An 18,749-nucleotide genomic window follows, 5' to 3' on the forward strand; every position below is an offset into this window, starting at 1 on the left:
TGTCCTCCGCACCCTTCTGGGATGCGGTTATTTTAACTTATCGAGCTGCTCCTTGTAGGCACGCGCGAATTCGCGGCTGAAGAGCTCGTGAAAATCATTCTCGGCCTGATCGGATATCTGGCCATACATCCTTTCGTAGATTTCCCAGTAGCGGGCCTTTTTGCCTTTCAGAAGGCCGGTGATGCCGCCGCCGGTTTCGATCTGTTCGCTCAGAACTTCCGGGTCGAGCCGCGCCAGAATACCCTTGAGCGCGGCCTCCATCCCCGTGACCATCGCCACCTCATGCGCCTTGATATCGTTCAAGGCCTGCTCGGTCGCGGTTTCCGAGCCGAGGTAGCCCCGCGTCTTGGGCTTCACCAGCGCCTCGATCGCCTGTTCGGCGCTGATCGAGAATTTCAGCGGGTTGTTGCCGCCCGCGCTGATCATCGTCTGTTCGATCCGGAACTCGGACTTAATGGAAGTGCGGGTCATCAGGATTTCGCGCAGCCCGGTGATCATGGTCCGCATGACGCGGCCCATGCGGGCCATGGTGGTGTGCAGGTCCTCGTCCGCGATGTCGAGTTCTTCGACGTCGAGCGCGTCGAGAAAGGCGCGCGCGGCCGCCTGGTCGCCGCTGACGAAGACGCGTTCCTCGCGTGCGGGGGGTGCGTCGTCCTTGGCGGCGGGCGGAGGGGGCGGTGCGGGTTGCGCAGCTTGCGGCGGCGGGGTGCGGGTCTTTTCGACTTCTGGCTCGGGCGCGGGGGTGCTGGCCGCCGGGGCGGGTTTTTGCGGGGGGTCTTCGGGTTTGGAGGGGCTGAGCAGGTCGTCGTCCCAATCCTCGGGGATCACCGAAGGACCGCTTGACAGCGCGGGGCGGAAGCTGTCGCTGCCGCTGGTATTGTGCATCGACTGGCTGGGGCCCAGATCGTCATTCATCGAATCACCCGGCTTGGCGAAGAACGGGTCTTCCTCCTCCCCGATGGGCGGCAGAAGTTCGTCGATGGGGTCCGAGGTGTCGATCTGGCCGGGGCCCTTGGGCGTCTCGGACGATCCCAGCAGATCGTCGAGGAAATCGCCCCCCGGCCCCACGTCATCAAGCAGCTTCATCGGATCGGGCGCGTCGCCCGCGCTCCCGTGAGAGACCTGTTCTTCGCTGATCGGATCCGGGATTGGCGGCGGCAAGGCTTCGGAAATCTCGACGAGAAGTTCGTAGGGGCCAAGCGACAGGATATCGCCGTTGTTGATGGGTGTCGGTGTGCGGCCCAACGGAACCTTGCTGTAGTTGAGAAACGTGCCGTTGGTCGAGAAATCGACCACCACGACATTGCCATTGTGGTCTTCGATCACGCAGTGGCTCTTGGAAAGCTGGCGTTCCGGGTCAGGCAGCACGATGTCGTTCGCAGGTCCCCGTCCGAGGCTGAGCGAGCCGCCCGAGGGCATCTGCATCTGGCCCACTTCGCCGGGAATCGTGCCTGAGGATTGGAATGACAGTTTGACCGCCATACTTGGTTCAGCCCCCCACGAGTACGGTGGGACAGCATGGCGGCGTGATAAGCCCGCCGCAGGCCAGGTTATCCATCACCCTGGCTTGCGGCATGCTCATTGTGAGAACCGTGGCCGACCCTTTTGCGATCGGGTGTGGCACGCCAAGTGCTGCATTGTCCCCCACGCGCGCAGCGGGCAGGTTTCCGATTAGGACAGTAGCTGCCCCCACGAATACCAGCGGGGTTGGAGCGGGAGGGGAGGCGGCCGGCGGAGGTACTGGCGCATTGCACAGATGCATATCCGTTATCCGTGCGGCGGGGTAACTCATAGTGCGCCCTCCTTTTCGTTCTTGGCCCCTTTGATACGGCCATTACCGCCACGCGCGATATCCACCGCCCGGTCGATCAGAAACTGTCCATATTCTTGAAACGTATCAGGTTTCTTGTTCAGCGCCACGATATTCATGACAAAGGCACAGGTTTCGGCCGCTCCCGCCGGCGCGGGAAATTCGGCCAGATCAGCGGGTCCCAGCGTGCCGTCCGCATAGAGCACCGCCATCGCGATATTGACCGTGTCGTCGTCGATATAGGCATCGTCCATCGACAGCCGGGCGCTTTCGCGGTTCTCCTCGGTGGGTTTGAATACCCACTCCTCGGAGGTCGCCAGTGGCTTGGGGTCCTTGTCGGACTTCGGCCCGATGAAATCCCTTGCCGCCAGACAGGCCCACCAGACCCTTTCGCGCGGGGGCAGAATGATGGACATCAGGCGCAGCACGTCGACCATGGCACCTTTGCCATCGAGTTCGATCAGCACCTCTTCAGCCAGGGCGGCGACGGGGGCGTCGATGGGTGTCTTGAGGCGGGTGTTCGTGAGAGACAGCAGCTTTGCCGCCGGCTCCTTCGACGCCTTGGACATATTTTTGAATCGTTCGCTCATCGCACAGCCCTAGTTTATCTTGGTCAAGCCGCCATTCAGGGTCAACATCGCCTCGCCCTTCACCGTGGTGTTGAGGGCTTTGGCTTCGACCGAGAGGGGTGCTGATATCGTGATTCCAGTCTGTGTCAGCTCGATCTGTGTCTCGCCAACCTTAAGCGTGATACTTTGCTGTGCCTCGATGAGGATTGTCGTTGCGGCAGTCACATCGAGGCTGCTTGAGGAGATATCGAGGGTCATGGCACCAGTGCGGACGACCTCCGTCCGGTCGCCTTCAACTGTCAGGTCGAGCGTTCCCTGGTCAACCGTTTCGCTCTTGTTGCCTTCCTGGACGATCTCGGTGACATGCTGCTTGACCGTCTGCAGCAGGCTGCCCGGATCGACGTCATGCGCTTCCGGTGAGACATTCACCCCATCGTCCCCGATCGTGATCTGCGCGCTGTCCTTGACCACCATCTGGTAGTCCTTCTGGGACTGGAAGTGGACGTATTCGTTGCCGATGTCATCCTCGAACATCAGCGAGTTGAACGTCGTGGCAGAGCCGCCGGGCGATGATCTGGTCACCAGACCGGTGCGGGTCTCTTCGGTTTCTACCTCGAAGGGCGGCATCTTGTCGGCATTGTACATCATGCCTGTACAGATGGGCCGGTCGGGATCGCCGTCTTCGAACATCACCAGAACTTCCTGTCCGACTCTCGGGAAGGACATGAACCCCCAGTTATTGCCTGACCAATGCGACACATACCTGATCCAGCAGGAGGCGCTCTCATTGGCGAGGTTCACCCTGTCCCAACGGAACCTTATCTTTATGCGACCGTATTTATCAGTATAGATTTCCTTACCCTCGGGCCCCACGACCTCGCCGATCTGGATGCCGGGCACGTTGGGCCAGGGGGTGACGAAGGGGGCGCGATACTGATTGGACTTGGGGACCACGCCGAAGACAAAAGAGTAGTCGTCCTTGACCTCTTCGGGGAACTCGATGTTCTCTGGCTCGACCGCGAACCACATCTCGCTTTCCGATTGTTCCTCCGAATCCTGCACGTAGTGTACGCATTCCGTGATCAGATACTCGACATTGTTGAGCTCTTCGGGATGTTCGATCAGCTTGAACAGGAAACCGGTCCCGAAGTCACGGGCGTTGCCTGCCCCGCGCGAGGTGACATGGCGGATCGCGTCGGCCTCGACCCGCACGCGCGAGCGGGTTTTGCCCAGGTCGGCATCGCCCCTGTAGTGACCGGGCTTGTCATACCATTCGTAACCGTTGTGGTTATGGCTTCCGGTCCGCATTTCGGTCGTCTCGAGCTGGCGCACTGACGGCGTTTCAAAGTCGTAGTCGACCAGGCTGACCTTGCCCCGCGTCACCGATTGCGCCGCGGCCCATTCGCCGATGGATTCCTCGGATTTCTTGTCCGAGCCGTCTTTCGGTTTGAATTTGATCTCGGCATTGGAGAGATCCCTGTGCGCAGTGACGCCATCGCAGATGATGAGCTTTTCGTTCCTCTCCATAGCCTCGGTGTAGTCGAAGAAGTAGTAAATCCCCTCCTCCTCCATCAGCCGTGACAGGAAGGCGAAATCGGTCTCGCGATATTGCACGCAATATTCGCGGGTCGGGTAGGTTTCGGATGTCTTGACCTCGTAATCGGAGAAGCCGTGATCGCCCAGCACCTCTTCGATGATCTCGATCACGGTCTTGTCCTGAAACACGCGGGTGTTGTGCGCGACGGTCAGCATCCAGAACCAGGGGCGCACATGGGCCACGAAATGATCCTGCTGGTCGCGCATGCCCATGGCCTCGACCGAGATGCAGGTCCCGGTGAACATACGCCCGTTGTCGGAACCTTCCTGCTGGACGTGGAGGGTCATGATCTTGCCCACGAAATCGCTGAGCTTGACCTCGGTCTTCTGGGCCAGAAACTCGATCGTTGTCTCGGTGAGCGTGCTGAGCTTTTCCTTGACGATGCCCCGCTTGAGGCGGAGCTTGTCGGTTGTGTAAGTGCCCGACATCCATGTCGAGGCGTCTTTTCTTGGCTTACTGACGGTCATCAGAAATTTCCTTCAAATAGGCGCGGCCGACACGGGGCGTAATTTCCCCGCTCACAGGTCGGCAAGCAGCGCTGCCAGTTCGGCATCCATCTCATCATCATTACTTTGGTCTTCGTCTGCATCCGCCGCATCGAGATCGAAGCCGGCCAACAAATCGTCCAGGTCATCGTCGATGGATGCGGTGTCCGCGTCTTCTTCGCCCTCTTCGGCCACGGTCTCGGGCTTGGCCTTGGGCGGTTGCGGAGGCGATGGCGGTGGTGGGGCAACCCCGCTCCACGGCCCGAGTATCTCGCCTCCCGCGAGCGACTGGAAAGATCCCAGCCGGATATCGTCACGCCCCTTGACCGAAATGACCGGCATCAAGCCACGCCCCAGTACCGTTTCGACCTTGTCGAGCGTCAGGTTACGTTCCGTACAGGGTAGCGCGACCTGGTCCCCGTACTGGTCCGTGATGAAGTGGTAGGGCATGTCGCCCAGCGACATGATCTCTCCCAGTCCCATGGAGGGGCCGTTTTCCTTGAACGACCGGGCGAGCAATATCGCCACCAGCACCACGGGGTTCGCCCAGAGCATGCCGGAAAGGCCCGCGTGCTGGGTGAATTCCTCGAATTCGAACTCGTAGATCGGTTCCGTCTTGGCCCCGTAGAGCCTGCGCATCAGGAAGCGCGGCGTCACGAGCCCAAGGTGCCCGGCCTCGGGCATGGCGCGCAACGTGTCCCATTCGCTGGCGACAAGCGGATGCCGGTCTTTCTTGGGGGTTTCGATGAAGCCCGGCGCGATCGCAGCGAAGAAGGGTGCATCCACGTGCGCCGCGACCCGGGCGATCCGGCCCAGAAGCTGCGCGTGGGGCGGCGTTTCCTCGAAGGTATACATGCCGATCAGGGCGGAATAGCCGCCGCGCCCGGTTTCCTCGTCCAGCGGTGCTTCGGTCAAGAGGCGGGCAAGGCCGCTTTGCGACAGATCGTCCGACTGCGTGAGATCCGCCGCGATTTCCTCGGCCGAGACATCGTAAAGCATCACGTCGAGTGTATCGTCCGTCTCGATACTGCGCGCGATGAGGTCGAGCGCGCGCCACTGGGCCTCGACCGACTGGAATTCGGGATGGTGCAGGATCAGCCGCATCGCGCCCGAGAGCGCCTCGTCAACCGCTTCGGCCATGGCCGTGACATTGGGATCGGGCAGTTTGCGGATGTGGGGCCCCACGACGCGTGCCAGCAGATCGTCGATGGGAGAGGACTCTTTCAGCTGCCCCCCGGTGTCGCCGATGAGGCGCTGGAAATCGCTGAGCTTGAGATCGGCGCGCACGGTATTGCCGCCCGAAACCGCCCGGGGCGGCGCCACCGCCCGGCCATGGGCCTCGCCCCAGGCGATGAGGGTCTTGGCGGCTTGTTCCGCCGTGCCGCCGTGGCTGAGTTGGGTCTTGAGGTCCCGCAGGGCGGAGAAAAGTCCGACCTTTTCGTAAAGTTCATCCGGGTGCAGATCGTCGAGACCGCCGAGTTTCACCTCGACACCCGCGCCATCCTTGCCGATGGGCAGGATCAGCGTCGTGCCGAAACCCTCGATCACCTCTTCGACGGTATCGGGGTCGAGCAGGATAGGCGCGCGGCTGGCAAGCGCATCGCCCACCTCGATCTGGCCGCGCGCGGCGCGGCCGGTGAAATCGCCAAGGATCGCGAGGCGGAACCGCTTCCGGTTGAGCTTTTGCGCGTCAGGTCTGTCGGAGCTCATCGTGCCGAAGGCCAGTTCCGGTTCAACGCTTTCGGCAGTCGCAGCAGCGGCGGGTGCCGCAGGCGTTTCAGGGGGCGCGTCGAGATCGTCGCCCGCCGCGGTTGCGGGTTCATCTTCGAGCCCGGCAAGGAGCGCGTCGAGGTCGTCCTCTCCTGCCGCGGGCGTATCGCTGTCCAGATCGGCCAGCAGCGCATCGAGGTCGTCGCCCACCTCCGCCGGTGCTGCACTCTCTTCGCCGTCGTCAAGGCCCGCAAGCAGGGCGTCAAGATCGTCCGCCGGATCGGTTTCGGGCTCGGATGCAGGTGCGCTTGTCGCGGCTGGGTCAAAGTCGGCAAGGAATGTCTCGGGGTCGTCGGAAGGATCGCCGGGCGGGTCCGCAATGTCGGGCTCGCCATCGAGACCCGAAAGAAGCGCGTCGAGATCGTCCTCGGCAGGGTCTGTGGAGGCGGTAGCATCATCGCCGCCGATATCGGCCAGCAGCGCATCGAGATCATCGCCCGCGTCGTCCTGCACCGTCTCAGTGTCCGAGGCGAGCGGTTCGGGGTCGAGATCGGCCAGAACGCTGTCGAGGTCATCGGAAGCCTCCGCCTGCGGCATGTCTTCCGTGCCCAGGTCGGCCAAGAGGGCATCGAGATCGTCGGGCTCCGACTGCGGCTCGGCAACGGGCTCCGGTTCCAGCTCGGCGAGGATATCTTCAACTGTTCCGGATTCTGCGCCCGTGCTCGTGGCACCTGTCTCTTCTGGAGCATCCTCTGTCACCCCGATATCGGCCAGGAGGGCGTCGAGATCGTCGGTTTCCTCTTCGGTCTCTGCCACGGGTTCGAGGGAGGCGAGGACGTCGTCTGTGTCGTCCTCCGGTTCGGTTTCTGCAGGGGTCTCAAGATCGGCGAGGAGGGCGTCGAGATCATCGGTCGCGGCAGGCTCGGGAGTTTCCTCGACGGCTTCGATCCCGGCGGGCGTTGCCTCCATGTCCAGCGTGTCGTTGGTCTCTTCGGGTGTTTCGATGTCAGCGAGCAGCGCGTCGAGATCGTCGGTTTCCTCTTCGGTCTCTGCTACGGGTTCGAGGGAGGCAAGGACGTCGTCCGTATTGTCCTCCGATATGTCCTCTTCCGGCACTTCAATGTCGGCAAGCAGCGCGTCGAGGTCGTCGACCTCCTTTTCGGGCTCCGTCACGGGTTCGAGGGAGGCCAGGATGTCGTCGTTATCGTTCTCCAGTGCTGTCTCTTCCGGGGTCTCGATGCCAGCGAGGAGAGCGTCGAGGTCGTCGGTCTCCTCCGCGGTCTCGCTGACCGGTTCGATGGACGCGAGCACATCCTCGGCGCGTTCTTCCGGTTCGACGGTCTCGGGCGTCTCGATATCAGCCAAGAGCGCGTCGACGTCCACCGTCTCTTCCTGCGGTTCAGGCACTTCGATGCCCGCGAGGATATCCTCCGCATCATCCTCGGGCTCGGGAGTTTCGTCGCTTTCTATCCCGGGGAGGATATCGTCGATACCATCGTCCTCGGCGATCTCTTCAGGAGCCTCCAATCCTGCGAGAGCCGCGTCGAGATCGTCGGTCTCCTCCTCCGGTTCCTCGACCGCTTCGATGGAGGAAAGCACGTCGTCGGTGCTGGTGATGTCCTCGGGCGCTTCGATCGACGCGAGGATATCGTCTGCCGTCTCGGTCTGCTCGGGCGCTTCCGGGGCCTCGAGACTGGCGAGCGCGTCATCGGTGCCATCGGGCTCCCCGACCGTCGTCACCGGCTCGATCCCTGCAAGCACGGCGTCCGAGGCATCCTTTTCTTCCGCGATATCAGGGGCTTCGATGGCGGCGAAGATGTCGTCGGTGCCATCGTCCTCGGGCATTTCCTCCACGGTGTCGATCCCGGCGAGGATCGCGTCGCTGTCGTCTTCCTTGGGCGCATCCTGCACCTCGACCGCGCGCAGGGCGTCGAGGGCGGCGCCGCTTGTATCAGTGTCATCGTCTTCGGGCAGATCGACGTCCCTGAGCGCATCGAGCGCCTGGTCCGGGTCGTCATCCGAAACCTCCGCCACTTCCACCGCGCGCAAGGCATCCAGGGCCTCTTCCTGGCCGTCGTCCCCGGGACCGTCCGGGACATCGACGGCTTTCAAAGCATCGAGGGCCGCGCCGGTTTTGTCTGGTTCGGGCGTTTCGTTGATCTTGGCGTCTCTGAGCGCATCGAGGGTGGCGGCAGAGGTGTCGTCATGTCTGTCTTCAACCTCAACCGAACGAAGGGCATCGAGGGCCGCGGCGCTGTCGTCGTCGGGTTCTTCGGCGATTTCCTGATCGCGCAGGGCGTCTAGGGCAGCGCTGCCGTCATCCTCCGTCTCCCCCTCCGGCACGGGGATCGCGCGCAGGGCATCGAGCGCGGTATCGGTCGTGGTGTCAGGTGCCTCCTCGGTAACCTCGGTAGCGCGCAATGCGTCGAACGCCGAGGCGCCGTCGTCCACCTCTTCGGCGTCCGGTATCGGGGCTGCGCGGAGTGCATCGAGGGCGGCGTCCGACCCGTCCTCCTCGGGCGCTTCGGGCACCGGGGTCGAGCGGAGCGCATCCAGAGCGGCTTCGTGACCGTTCCGTTCGGCCTCCCCGGGAACTTCCACCGCGCGAAGGGCGTCGAGGGCTGTGCCCTGCCCGTCCGATTGGGTGGCAGGTGCGGCGGCGAGTGCGGTGAGGAGCGCCTTGTCGCCCAGGACTTTCTCGATCAGCTCCTCAGCACCGGTCTTGCCGTCCATGTAGGTCATCAGGTTCGTGAGCTGCTGGCGCGCCTCGAGCAGCGGGCGCAGGGCACCGACGCGGGCGGCAATGGCGCCAGGTTCGAAATCCGACATCTTCTCGAACGTCAGATCGACGGACAGGTTGCCTTCCCCGGTCAGCGTGTTGGGTACGGTGAAGGCGGCGCGGGGCGCCATGCCGCGCATTCTTTCGTCGAAATTATCGACGTCGATCTCGAGAAACTTGCGGTCCGAGACAGAGCCCTGATCGACATGCGACTTGCCCGCAAGATCGCTCATCACGCCCATCACAAAGGGCAGCTGCACCTTTTTCTGGGACCCGTACAGCTCCACATCGTATTCGATCTGGACGCGGGGCGCGCGGTTGCGCGCGATGAATTTCTGCGAGCTCTTGGACATCTTTGCGCTAGTAGCCCCCCTCCCGTCTGAGCGCGCTGATCTCGGCGCGCAGCGCCTTGACCTCGTCCGTCAGGGACAGGACATGGGCGTCCACGACGTCCGTCTCGTCCTTGACGAGCTTGCGCAGGTCCTCGAATTCCCTTTCCTGCTCTTCCTCCACCGCGCCCTGCATGGTGTTGACCAGCAGGCCGATAAAAAGGTTGAGAACGGAAAAGGCGGTGATGACGATGAAGGGCACGAAGAAGGCCCAGGCCGACGGGTATTGCGCCATCACCGGTCGGACGATACCCATCGACCAGCTTTCCAGCGTCATGATCTGGAACAGCGAATAAAGCGACCGGCCCAGCGTGCCGAACCAGTCGGGGAAGGACGCGCCATACATCAGCGTCGCCATCACACCGAAGACGTAGAACACGATCGAGATCATCACGATCACCGCGCCCATGCCGGGCAGCGCGTCCAGCAGGGCCTGAACCACCGCCCGCATCTGCGGCACCACCGACAGAAGGCGCATGGCGCGGATGACCCTGAGACCCCGCAGCGCCGACAGCCCCTCCTGGCGTGGCAAAAGGCCCAGACCCACGACCAGCAGGTCGAAGATGTTCCAAGCGGAACGGAAAAAGGCGAGCCGGTAGGCGTAGAACTTCAGCAGCAGCTCGCCCACGAATATGGTCAGGGCGACGTTGTCGGTCATCGACAGCACGCCGCCCATCTGGCCCATCAGGTACTGCGAGGTGGACATGCCCAGCGTGATCGCGTTGAGGATGATTACGCCCATGATGGCGTTCTTGAATGTGCTGCTTTCCACCAGGTCGTAGACCTTGCGGCGGTTGGCACTCATCTTCTCCCGGTCCATCGAGACCAGCGTGTTGTCGTCCGGCTTGGCCGCCCGTTCCGTCACATCTGTCACCCCAGTGTTGCCTCCAGTTGGCTTTGCCCTTCGCTGGCGATGTCGTTGAAGAGGCCAAGAGACGTTTTGACGTGGTCGAGTGTCTTGGCCGTCGCATCCGCATAGCTTACCCCGGCGCTGGCCCCAGCAAGGCCGAGGTTCACCAGCGCCGGGAAGGCGCGGTCAAAGACATCGGCGTATTTCGGGTTGGTCGATTTCAGCTCTTCCAGCACCTTCTTGACCACCGGGCGCGCCTTGTCCTCCTTGGTGACGCGGCCCATTAGGTCGCTTGTGCCGTCGAGGGCGGACGACAGCCCGACGCGCGCTTTGCGCAGGTTCTGGTAGATCTTCTGGGCCTTCTTGTCGGAGGCATTCTTGAGCTTGGTTTCCAGCGCCTCGCAGGCCTTGATCCCCTTCATGACGTCGGCGGATGTCTTGCGCGCCTTGACAGACAGGCCGTCGACCTTGTTGCCCCAGAGCGTGAAGTTGTCGTCGCACTTGGGCAGCGTGGCGATAAAGGGTGCGTCGACACCCAGGATGCCCTTTAGCACGCTGCCGCCCACTTCCGCGGCCCCTTGCGTTTTCTTGGCCTGCCCCTCTGCCGTGCGGTAGCGCACTTGCAAGGTATTGAGGTCCTTGACCAGCGCCTTGCCCACGGTTTCGGCCTCTTGCGCGGCTTTGTGGATTTCCTTGGCCAGTGCGGCCACCGACCGCACGAGGCCGACGATTCCCAGCACAAGGCCCGCGCCACCAGTTCCGACGATCCCGGCGGCCGCTCCGGCGACGCCAAGCGTGGACTGGGTGATCTTGAGGCCGGTTTCGATCTGGTAGTTCTTGTAGGCAGTCTTGCGCGCCTGGAACTTGGCCCAGCGGACCTTCGGAATCTTTTCGAAATCTGCCTTGTAGGATGCCACGAAGCGGTTGACCATCGGAGCGAAATTCTCGCGCAGCTTGTCGACCTCTTGTGGGGTTTTCTTGCCCACCGCCGCGTCAATCTTGCGCGCGGTGTCGACCACATCCTTCAGCAGGCGTTTGAAGAGCGCGTTGCAGTCGTCGACCATCTGCTGGGGAGTGACGTAATCGCCCTCATCCTCCAGCACGTCAATGATGTCCGAGTTCAGTACTAGCTCCAAATCGCCACCCTTGGCCTGCTTGATCCAGTCGGTCTTGTAGACTTTGGCAAGCTCGGTCCAGACGTTCTTGCCCCAGATCTTGCCGGGCTTGCCCTTCTTCTGCTTGGGTGCGGTCGCATCGTCCTTCTTGCCGCCGCCTTTGGCCTTAGCGGCGTAGTCCTTGGCCAGCTGTGTCAGGCGCGTTTCCTCGGCCTGAATGATCTTGGGGTATTTCTTGAGCGCTTCGACCGTATCCTTGTGGAGCTTGTCATTACAGGCCTTGATGGCGACGGGGATTTTGGTTTTCACGACCTTGAGCTGCTTGAGCGTATCCGCGTAGGCCTTTGCTATCTCGGCATCGGTCTGTCCGGAAAGCTCAGCCTTGGCCTTGAGGGTCTCAAAGCTTTTGAGTTCCGCGCCGAGGCCCGACTTTTTCATCGTCTTTGCCTTGTTTTTAGACCACCACTTGGAATCCAATTCCGGTGTTGCGCCTTTCTTCATGTCAAAACCTCCCCTGTTCTGATCAGTCGAAATTATAGACGAAATCGCTGTCCTTGACGTCGATGGTGACGCTGTGGACAGCCTCGCCCTCCATCATCCTGCGCAGGAATTCGGCCGAAATGTCGGGCAGCATGGTGTTGGTGACGATGGCGTCGATCATCCGGCCGCCGCTTTCGAGTTCCTGGCAGCGATCGACGATCAGTTGCACAACGTCGTCGGTGTAGTTGAATGGCACGTCGTGGGTTTCTTCCACGCGTTTTTTGATTCGGTTCAGCTGCAGCTTGGTGATCTCGGCGATCATCTGTGGGCTGAGTGGGTAGTAGGGGATCGTCACGAGGCGGCCGAGAAGGGCAGCAGGGAAAATCTTCAAGAGTGGTTCGCGAAGCGCCTTGGCGATGCCATCAGGTTCGGGCAGCAGGTCAGGGTCGCTGCAGAGGTCCATGATTAGGTCGGAACCGGCGTTGGACGTGAGCAGGATAAGAGTGTTTTTGAAGTCAATCAGACGCCCCTCGCCGTCCTCCATCACGCCCTTGTCGAAGACCTGGAAGAAGATCTCGTGCACGTCGGGGTGGGCTTTCTCGACCTCATCCAGCAATACGACGGAGTATGGTTTGCGCCGCACCGCCTCGGTCAGCACGCCGCCCTCGCCGTAGCCGACATAGCCCGGAGGCGCGCCCTTGAGGCTGGAGACGGTATGCGCCTCCTGATACTCCGACATGTTGATGGTGATAACGTTCTGTTCGCCGCCATAGAGCACCTCGGCCAGCGCAAGCGCCGTTTCGGTCTTACCAACGCCGGATGTACCGGCAAGCAGGAAGACACCGATAGGTTTGTTGGGATTGTCGAGACCCGCGCGGCTGGTCTGGATGCGCTTGGCGATCATCTTCATCGCGTGGTCCTGCCCGATCACCCGCTTGGCGAGGTGTTCTTCGAGGTGCAGCACTGTGTCGATTTCGTCGCGAACCATGCGACCCACGGGGATGCCGGTCCAGTCGCCGACAACGCTCGCCACTGCTTGCGCATCCACGATGGGCAAGATCAGCGGGTCTTCGCCTTGCGCTTCTTCAAGACGCTTGTTGGCGTCTTTGAGCTTTTCCATCAGCTCGGCACGGGTCTTTTCATCCAGAGCGTCATCGCCGCCCTCAGGGGCAATCTCCGCCCCCTCCTCTACCGCTGCACCGCCTGCGCGCAGCTGTTCGCGCAGTTCAAGGATTTCGGTGACGATTTCCTTTTCCTTTTCCCAAGAGGCTTCGAGTTCTTTGAGCCGCTCAGCAACCTCGGCCTTTTCGGCCTCGACCTTGGCGCGGCGTTCGGTGACGTCGAAACCGGCGGTCTCGTCCCGGTCAATGATGTCGAGCTCGGTCTCGAGCGCCTCGATCTTGCGCTGCGCATCGTCTACTTGGGCAGGCACCGCATGCTGACTGACCGCCACGCGGGCACAGGCGGTATCAAGAACGCTGACAGATTTATCAGGAAGTTGGCGCGCGGGGATATAGCGTGCGGAGAGCGAGACGGCTGCTTCGATGCCTTCGTCAAGAACCTGGACCTTATGATGTTTTTCCAGCATTGATGCGATACCGCGCATCATCATTACGGCCCTTGGCACGCTGGGTTCATCGACCTGGACCACCTGGAAGCGACGGGTAAGGGCCGGGTCTTTCTCGATATACTTTTTGTACTCGGCCCATGTGGTCGCACCGATGGTTCTGAGCGTACCGCGTGCAAGCGCGGGCTTGAGCAGGTTTGCGGCATCGCCGGTGCCGGCGGCCCCCCCTGCCCCGACGAGCGTGTGGGTTTCATCTACGAACATAACGATTGGAGTGGGGCTGGCCTGTACCTCGTCGATGACGGAACGCAGGCGGTTCTCAAACTCGCCCTTCATCGAGGCGCCTGCCTGCAGAAGGCCCACATCCAGCACCAGCAAGCGCACGTCCTGCAAGGCGGGCGGAACGTCGCCGCGCGCGATCCGCAGGGCGAACCCTTCGACCACAGCCGTCTTGCCCACCCCGGCCTCGCCCGTCAGGATCGGGTTGTTCTGGCGGCGGCGCATGAGAACATCGACGATCTGTCGGATTTCCTCGTCTCGGCCAACGATCGGGTCAATCTCTCCGTTGCGGGCCTGTTCGGTGAGGTCAGTGCAGAATTGCTTGAGCGCCTCGCCCTTGCCCATCTGGGCCGGTGACATGGCACCGGACGCCTCGCCTGGCTCGACCCCGCCGCCGGTCTTTGAGCCGTCCTGCGCCCCAAGCCGTTCCTCGGGGGAACCGTCGGTCGCATCGTTGAAATTCTCGGCCAGATCGTCGGGCTTGATCCGCGCAAGCTCGGGCGAGATGGAGCTGAGGATATTCCGCAGCGCCGGTGTCTTGAGCATGCCCAGCAGCAGATGCCCGGTGCGCACCTGCGAGGAAGAGAACAGTAGCGAGCCGTAGACCCAGCCGCGCTCCATCGCGTCCATGAGATGATCGGAAAGGTCGGAGATGGCCGAAGCGCCGCGCGGCAAACCGTCGAGAAAGCGCGTCATCTCGGCGGCAATCTTGCCGGGGTCGAGATCGTAGTGGGCAACGATACGGTGAATATCGCTGTCCTGACCGTTGAGGATCTGGTGCAGCCAGTGCACCACCTCCACGTAGGGGTTGCCGCGCATCTTGCAGAAAACCGTGGCCCCCTCGACCGCCTTGTAGCCAAGGCTGTTCAACTTGCCGAACAAGGCGACCCTGCTGATCTCTGTCATGTTCGTCTCCCCTTACTTCTTTTCTTTCACGCGACCCGGCGCTGCGGTGTGAGAAACAGGTCCTCGGCATCCGGGCGCGGTTCGTCGGTTTCGTTCTTCGGTTCCACCCAGGAGGTCTGGCCCAGTCGGGTTGTCCCGCCCAGCACGGCGCGTGGCACTTCCTCGCCCCTTAGAACAAGCTGGACCTCCCAATCCAGCGTGTCGCCGATGTAGCTCCGCACGATGGCTTCCAGCCGTTCCCAGCCTGGCGTGCCGGGCAGGAAGCGTTCGTAGCGTTCCCGGCTCAGCGGTCCGATACGGATGCGGAATTTCGCCGAGCGGCTCCAGACACGGCTGCCGATGCTGGTGGTCTGGCCGAGGCCCACGGGGCGGCCTAGCTCCCAGCAGTCGTCCGGTTCAAGACGCAGCCACGAGCCGATGAATGGTTCGATCTGGACATCGACGTCGAAGAAGGCGCCGAGGAAGGAAATCAGCCCGTCGGGGTTCTTGGAGCCCTGAGAAAGGAAGGCTGCGAAATGGCGGCGCGAAAGATCCGGCACCGCGTCGCGGTCCTGAAGCCCGGGGCCGTGGTAGCCCGCAAGGGCAGCGACGCGACGTTCGAATTCGTCGTCGCCCCTGTCGAAGCTTGCTGCCGGCTGCCCGCTGCGCCACGCGCGGTAGAGCAGGCTCATCATCCGGTGGGTGAGCATATTCGCGAAGGCGACGATGGTCGTATCGCGTTGATTGCGCTGGCGGTCGCGGGCGTAGACCGTCAAGTGCAGGGGCAGAGGGCCCTGTGGGCCGAAGAGGCCGAAGAACCGGTTGATAAGGCGCCCCGGTACCGTGTCCGTGCCCGGCTTGAAGCTTTCGATGGTGGTGGGCGGGAAGGACAGTTCCGGGTTCTGACCAAGGCGCACGCGATCCTGACGGGGGCGGCGGCTTTCGCCGAGGCGCGGCGCGTCCGGATAGGCCGCGTCAATGACACGCATGGCCTGAAAAACGTGATGTTTTTCAGGCTCTTCCGCCAGCTTGGCGAAATGGCCTAGAGTATCTGGCCCAGCCCGCTCGTCGGTCGCCATCTGGCAATTTCCCCGCGCCTTTCCGTCCTCAGGACAGTCTCTGTAAAGCTGTTGATGGTGGCATATTTGCGGAAGAACCGCTCCATCACGGCACCCAGCAGGTAGACGCTGGTGCCTTCGAAAAAGGTCTCGTCGAATTCGATCGTGATCTCGAGTCCGCGCACGGCGGTCGAGAGCACCTCGTCGCTCATCCGGCGCACGATGGGTCTGCTGGAAACCTTGGTGATCCCTTCGAGCTGTTTTTCCGTCACCCGGTTGCCGAGCGGCGCGTAGATGCCGATGAGTTCGCGCAGCGCCTCGGCCGAGCTGCCCTCGTCGGTCTGTGCGATCGAAAGATAGTTGAGCGACAGGTGGCTGATCAGCCGCCAGGCCGTATCGCCCTGGGCAAGCGTCGGGTTGGGACGTGTCGGCGAGATGGGCGTGCGCACCGCCTTGACCGGCCCGCCGTCGGGCAGGTGAAACACATCGTCGTCGCCCACCGACAGAAGCATCGGCAGATCGCGATTGGTGCACATCGCCGTCACCGCCAGCTGGTCGAGCTTAGCGGAATAGGGCGCCTGTTTGCGATCCACCAGAGAGAGATAGACCTCGGAACCAAGGTAGGATGTACGCACACCGCGCAGGCGTTCCTTTTCGCTGCGTTGGCGCATCTTTCGGCTTTGGGTGTAATAGGCCGAATGCACGTCCCCGGCGGCGGTGAAATCGGTCGCGGAATAGAACGGGCGGAACACCACGTCGTCCGAGCCGTCGCCGCTGATACCGGTAACGGATTCGATGCTGTAGATCTCGAAATCGAGGCCCGCCGTCCGGTTGGGAACGATGTGTTGTTCCACGTCCTTTGACGACACATGGACCCGGTCGCAGCGCTTACGGAAGAGATTGACGGCTGGCACGGCATTGAGCGCGAAGGCTTTGGGCGTGATCGCCGGGGCGAGGTCCTTGTTGCCCTCGCCAAGAAGGATGTAGATGTCGACCTCTGCGCCCTTTGCCTTGCGCAGGGCGGGTTGCAGGCCGGAGAGTTTGACGAAAAGGAACCGCTCGGGCATCGCGAAATATTCCTGCAACAGGCGATAGCCGTCGAAGGACCGGCGGGGGGTCGGCAGAAGCGCCTCATCGCGGCTGAGACCGACCTGTGTCAGCGCGCCCTTGGGCAGCGACAGGTTCCAGTCCGCGCGCCGGTCAGAGGACCGGCCCGCAAGGCCGACGGTTTGGGTGCACAGGAGTTCGTGCAGTTGCCAGCTGCGTCCCGACTGGCGGTCGAGGTAAAGCGTGAGCTCATCCATCTTCAGATCGGCGATGGAATCGCTGTCCATCCGCTTGAGGCGCAGCCGGATACCGGCGCGGGCCTTGGTGTCTGCCCCTACCCCGGCGGCAATCAGGCCGCCCCTGCTGTCGATGTATTCCGCCTCGGTGATCGAGATCGGCCACATCGTGACCTTATGCGCGGTGCGGAATTCGCAGGCCGTTTGTTCGCCTTCCAGAAGGCGGCTGCGCAGGGCGGTGTTGCGCGGCAGGACGTATCCGGTTTTCAGACCCGCGTTGGCGGCATCGGGGACCAGTTGCGCGATCATCATCGACGGTGTCGGCGCAAGGTAATGGGGATAGATGATCTCGAGCAGGTGCGAGGTGAAGACAGGGAACTGCAGCTCGAGCTCGAGCTGGACCCGCGCGGACAGGAACGCCACCCCTTCCAGAAGCCGCTCCACATACGGGTCGAGCACTTCGACCCCTTCCATGCCCAAACGCGCCGCTATCTTGGGATAGGCATCGGCAAACTCGGCGCCCATGTCCCGCATATACGCGAGTTCGTTTTCGTAATGTCTGAGCAGCCGTGTATCCATTGTCTATCAGATCACCCTGTCCAGCGTTACCTCGCCCGAGGTAACGTCCACCTTGCTGCGCAGGTAAAGTTCAAGCGGCACTGGTTGCGCCCACATGTCGGCGTGGATGTCGAAGGCGATCTGGGTCTCGCCCTTCTTGTCCTCCGTGCGCAGCTCCACTACGGTCGATCCCGCGATGATCCTCGGCTCGTGCAGCGCGATGGCCTTGAGGATCGACTTGCGGATCAGCTCCGCGCGCTCGGTGGTCGAATATTCGCCCGCGACCTCGCGCACCCCGTAATTCAGAACCGACCGCGCGACATTCGGAAAGCGCTTCACGTCGATCGAGGATTCGACGTTGTTCGTGTTCAAGAGCCACGAAAGGTCTCGCTTGATGATCTCGCGCAGCCGGGTGATGTCGATGGCGCGGTTGGTGCGTGCCTCTTTCTTTTCGGTCGGCGCTTCGTCGGTCAACCTGTCCAGCAGCGAGGGCTGCAAGCGTTCGGCGAGCAGCTTGTCACTCATCCCCGCCCGCCTCTTCTGTTTCGTGGTGAAGCACCAATTCGCGGATGTCGAGAAGCGCGATGTCGTCCTCGTCGGTGGCAAGGAGCCGCTGGCCGATGCCGAGGAACGTCTCGCCCCCCGCGTCCTCCCAATGGGTTGCGCGCGCGAGCTTGGCGGCGTCGTCGCCCCGTTCCGTGGTGCCGGCATAGCGCGTCGGTATAAGTGCCACGACCTCGCCCCCGTTGCGCAGGGTCAGCGTGCCCGCGGTCCAGACGGCGTCGCGGAGGTCGGTCGGTTCCTCGATTTCGAGCTTGGCGATCTGGGCGAAGGGCAGCCAGAAATACCGCCCGTTGATGACGATCTCCAGCACCGGGCCAAGGCGCATGTCGGCGTCCGCGATCCATTCAAAGGCGGTGCCGTTGACGGTACCCGAGGTCGTGGGCGCCCCGTCGAAAGCCTGCTCGCGCAGTTTGGCCGCCTCGGCGGGTTTGCCTTGCGCCAGCAGTTTCTGCGCTTCGATCAAAAGCGCCAGCCAGGGTTCGGGCTCCCCGAAGATCATCGGGTCTTTCTCGCCCTTGAAGACTTTCTCGCGGTAGACCTCGCAGATGATGCCCTCGCGGTAGGTCTGGGCCATCATCAGCGCGGAGGCATCCATTTCGCCGCTCAGCTTGAGCTGGTTGATGGCGCGTTTCCAGTCACCCATGACGCAGAGCAGCTGGAACAGGAAGATCCGCAACTTGGCATCGGCCGGGTTCGCACGGACCTTGTCCTGCAAGGCGGAAAGGGTCGCGGTCAGGTCGCCGGTCTTGAGATGTTCTTCGGGCGTCATGA

Annotated in this window: 12 protein-coding genes and 1 pseudogene; all 13 read right to left on the bottom strand. The window is 62.4% G+C overall.

Going from position 1 to position 18,749, the window contains the following annotated elements; genetic code table 11:
• Positions 1 to 27: 27 nt before the first annotated feature.
• Positions 28 to 1,482 carry a type VI secretion system-associated FHA domain protein TagH gene (gene tagH, locus AB2B41_RS18925; protein WP_367879388.1) on the bottom strand — a complete coding sequence of 485 codons (1,455 nt, stop codon included), beginning with the start codon at positions 1,480 to 1,482 and terminating at the stop codon, positions 28 to 30.
• Between the two features lie 7 nt (positions 1,483 to 1,489).
• Positions 1,490 to 1,792 (bottom strand): PAAR domain-containing protein, encoded by a 303-nt coding sequence (locus AB2B41_RS18930; RefSeq protein ID WP_367879389.1) that lies wholly within the window; start codon positions 1,790 to 1,792, stop codon positions 1,490 to 1,492.
• Positions 1,789 to 2,400, bottom strand: a complete 612-nt coding sequence (locus AB2B41_RS18935; RefSeq protein WP_367879390.1) for a DUF6931 family protein — start codon at positions 2,398 to 2,400, stop codon at positions 1,789 to 1,791. Before AB2B41_RS18935 ends, AB2B41_RS18930 begins: the two co-directional genes overlap by 4 nt.
• 9 nt (positions 2,401 to 2,409) lie before the next feature.
• Entirely contained in the window at positions 2,410 to 4,443 is a 2,034-nt protein-coding gene (locus AB2B41_RS18940; protein ID WP_367879391.1) for a type VI secretion system Vgr family protein, read from the bottom strand.
• A gap of 51 nt (positions 4,444 to 4,494) precedes the next feature.
• Complete coding sequence (locus AB2B41_RS18945) at positions 4,495 to 8,016, bottom strand: type VI secretion system contractile sheath domain-containing protein (RefSeq protein WP_367879415.1); 3,522 nt, start codon at positions 8,014 to 8,016, stop codon at positions 4,495 to 4,497.
• Positions 8,017 to 8,805: 789 nt separating this feature from the next.
• Positions 8,806 to 9,303 (bottom strand): annotated as a pseudogene (tssB, locus tag AB2B41_RS18950) (type VI secretion system contractile sheath small subunit); the annotation flags it as partial.
• A gap of 7 nt (positions 9,304 to 9,310) precedes the next feature.
• Positions 9,311 to 10,144 (bottom strand): ion transporter, encoded by an 834-nt coding sequence (locus AB2B41_RS18955; protein ID WP_367879416.1) that lies wholly within the window; start codon positions 10,142 to 10,144, stop codon positions 9,311 to 9,313.
• A gap of 65 nt (positions 10,145 to 10,209) precedes the next feature.
• A complete protein-coding gene (locus AB2B41_RS18960) occupies positions 10,210 to 11,805 on the bottom strand; it encodes a hypothetical protein (RefSeq protein WP_367879392.1) in 1,596 nt (531 codons plus the stop codon).
• Between the two features lie 22 nt (positions 11,806 to 11,827).
• Positions 11,828 to 14,536: a type VI secretion system ATPase TssH gene (gene tssH / locus AB2B41_RS18965; RefSeq protein ID WP_367879393.1), complete on the bottom strand. Its 2,709-nt coding sequence runs from the start codon at positions 14,534 to 14,536 to the stop codon at positions 11,828 to 11,830.
• Between the two features lie 26 nt (positions 14,537 to 14,562).
• The gene (gene tssG, locus AB2B41_RS18970) at positions 14,563 to 15,594 is read right to left on the bottom strand and encodes a type VI secretion system baseplate subunit TssG (protein ID WP_367879394.1); all 1,032 of its coding nucleotides are present in this window, start codon (positions 15,592 to 15,594) and stop codon (positions 14,563 to 14,565) included.
• Complete coding sequence (tssF, locus tag AB2B41_RS18975) at positions 15,558 to 17,435, bottom strand: type VI secretion system baseplate subunit TssF (RefSeq protein WP_367879395.1); 1,878 nt, start codon at positions 17,433 to 17,435, stop codon at positions 15,558 to 15,560. Before tssF ends, tssG begins: the two co-directional genes overlap by 37 nt.
• Positions 17,436 to 17,441: 6 nt before the next feature.
• Positions 17,442 to 17,939 carry a type VI secretion system baseplate subunit TssE gene (gene tssE, locus AB2B41_RS18980; RefSeq protein ID WP_367879396.1) on the bottom strand — a complete coding sequence of 166 codons (498 nt, stop codon included), beginning with the start codon at positions 17,937 to 17,939 and terminating at the stop codon, positions 17,442 to 17,444.
• Complete coding sequence (locus AB2B41_RS18985; protein WP_367879397.1) at positions 17,932 to 18,747, bottom strand: type VI secretion system accessory protein TagJ; 816 nt, start codon at positions 18,745 to 18,747, stop codon at positions 17,932 to 17,934. Before AB2B41_RS18985 ends, tssE begins: the two co-directional genes overlap by 8 nt.
• Positions 18,748 to 18,749 lie beyond the last annotated feature (2 nt).

It is taken from the genome of Sulfitobacter sediminis (genome assembly GCF_040811725.1).
In the GTDB taxonomy this organism is placed as follows: domain Bacteria; phylum Pseudomonadota; class Alphaproteobacteria; order Rhodobacterales; family Rhodobacteraceae; genus Sulfitobacter; species Sulfitobacter sediminis.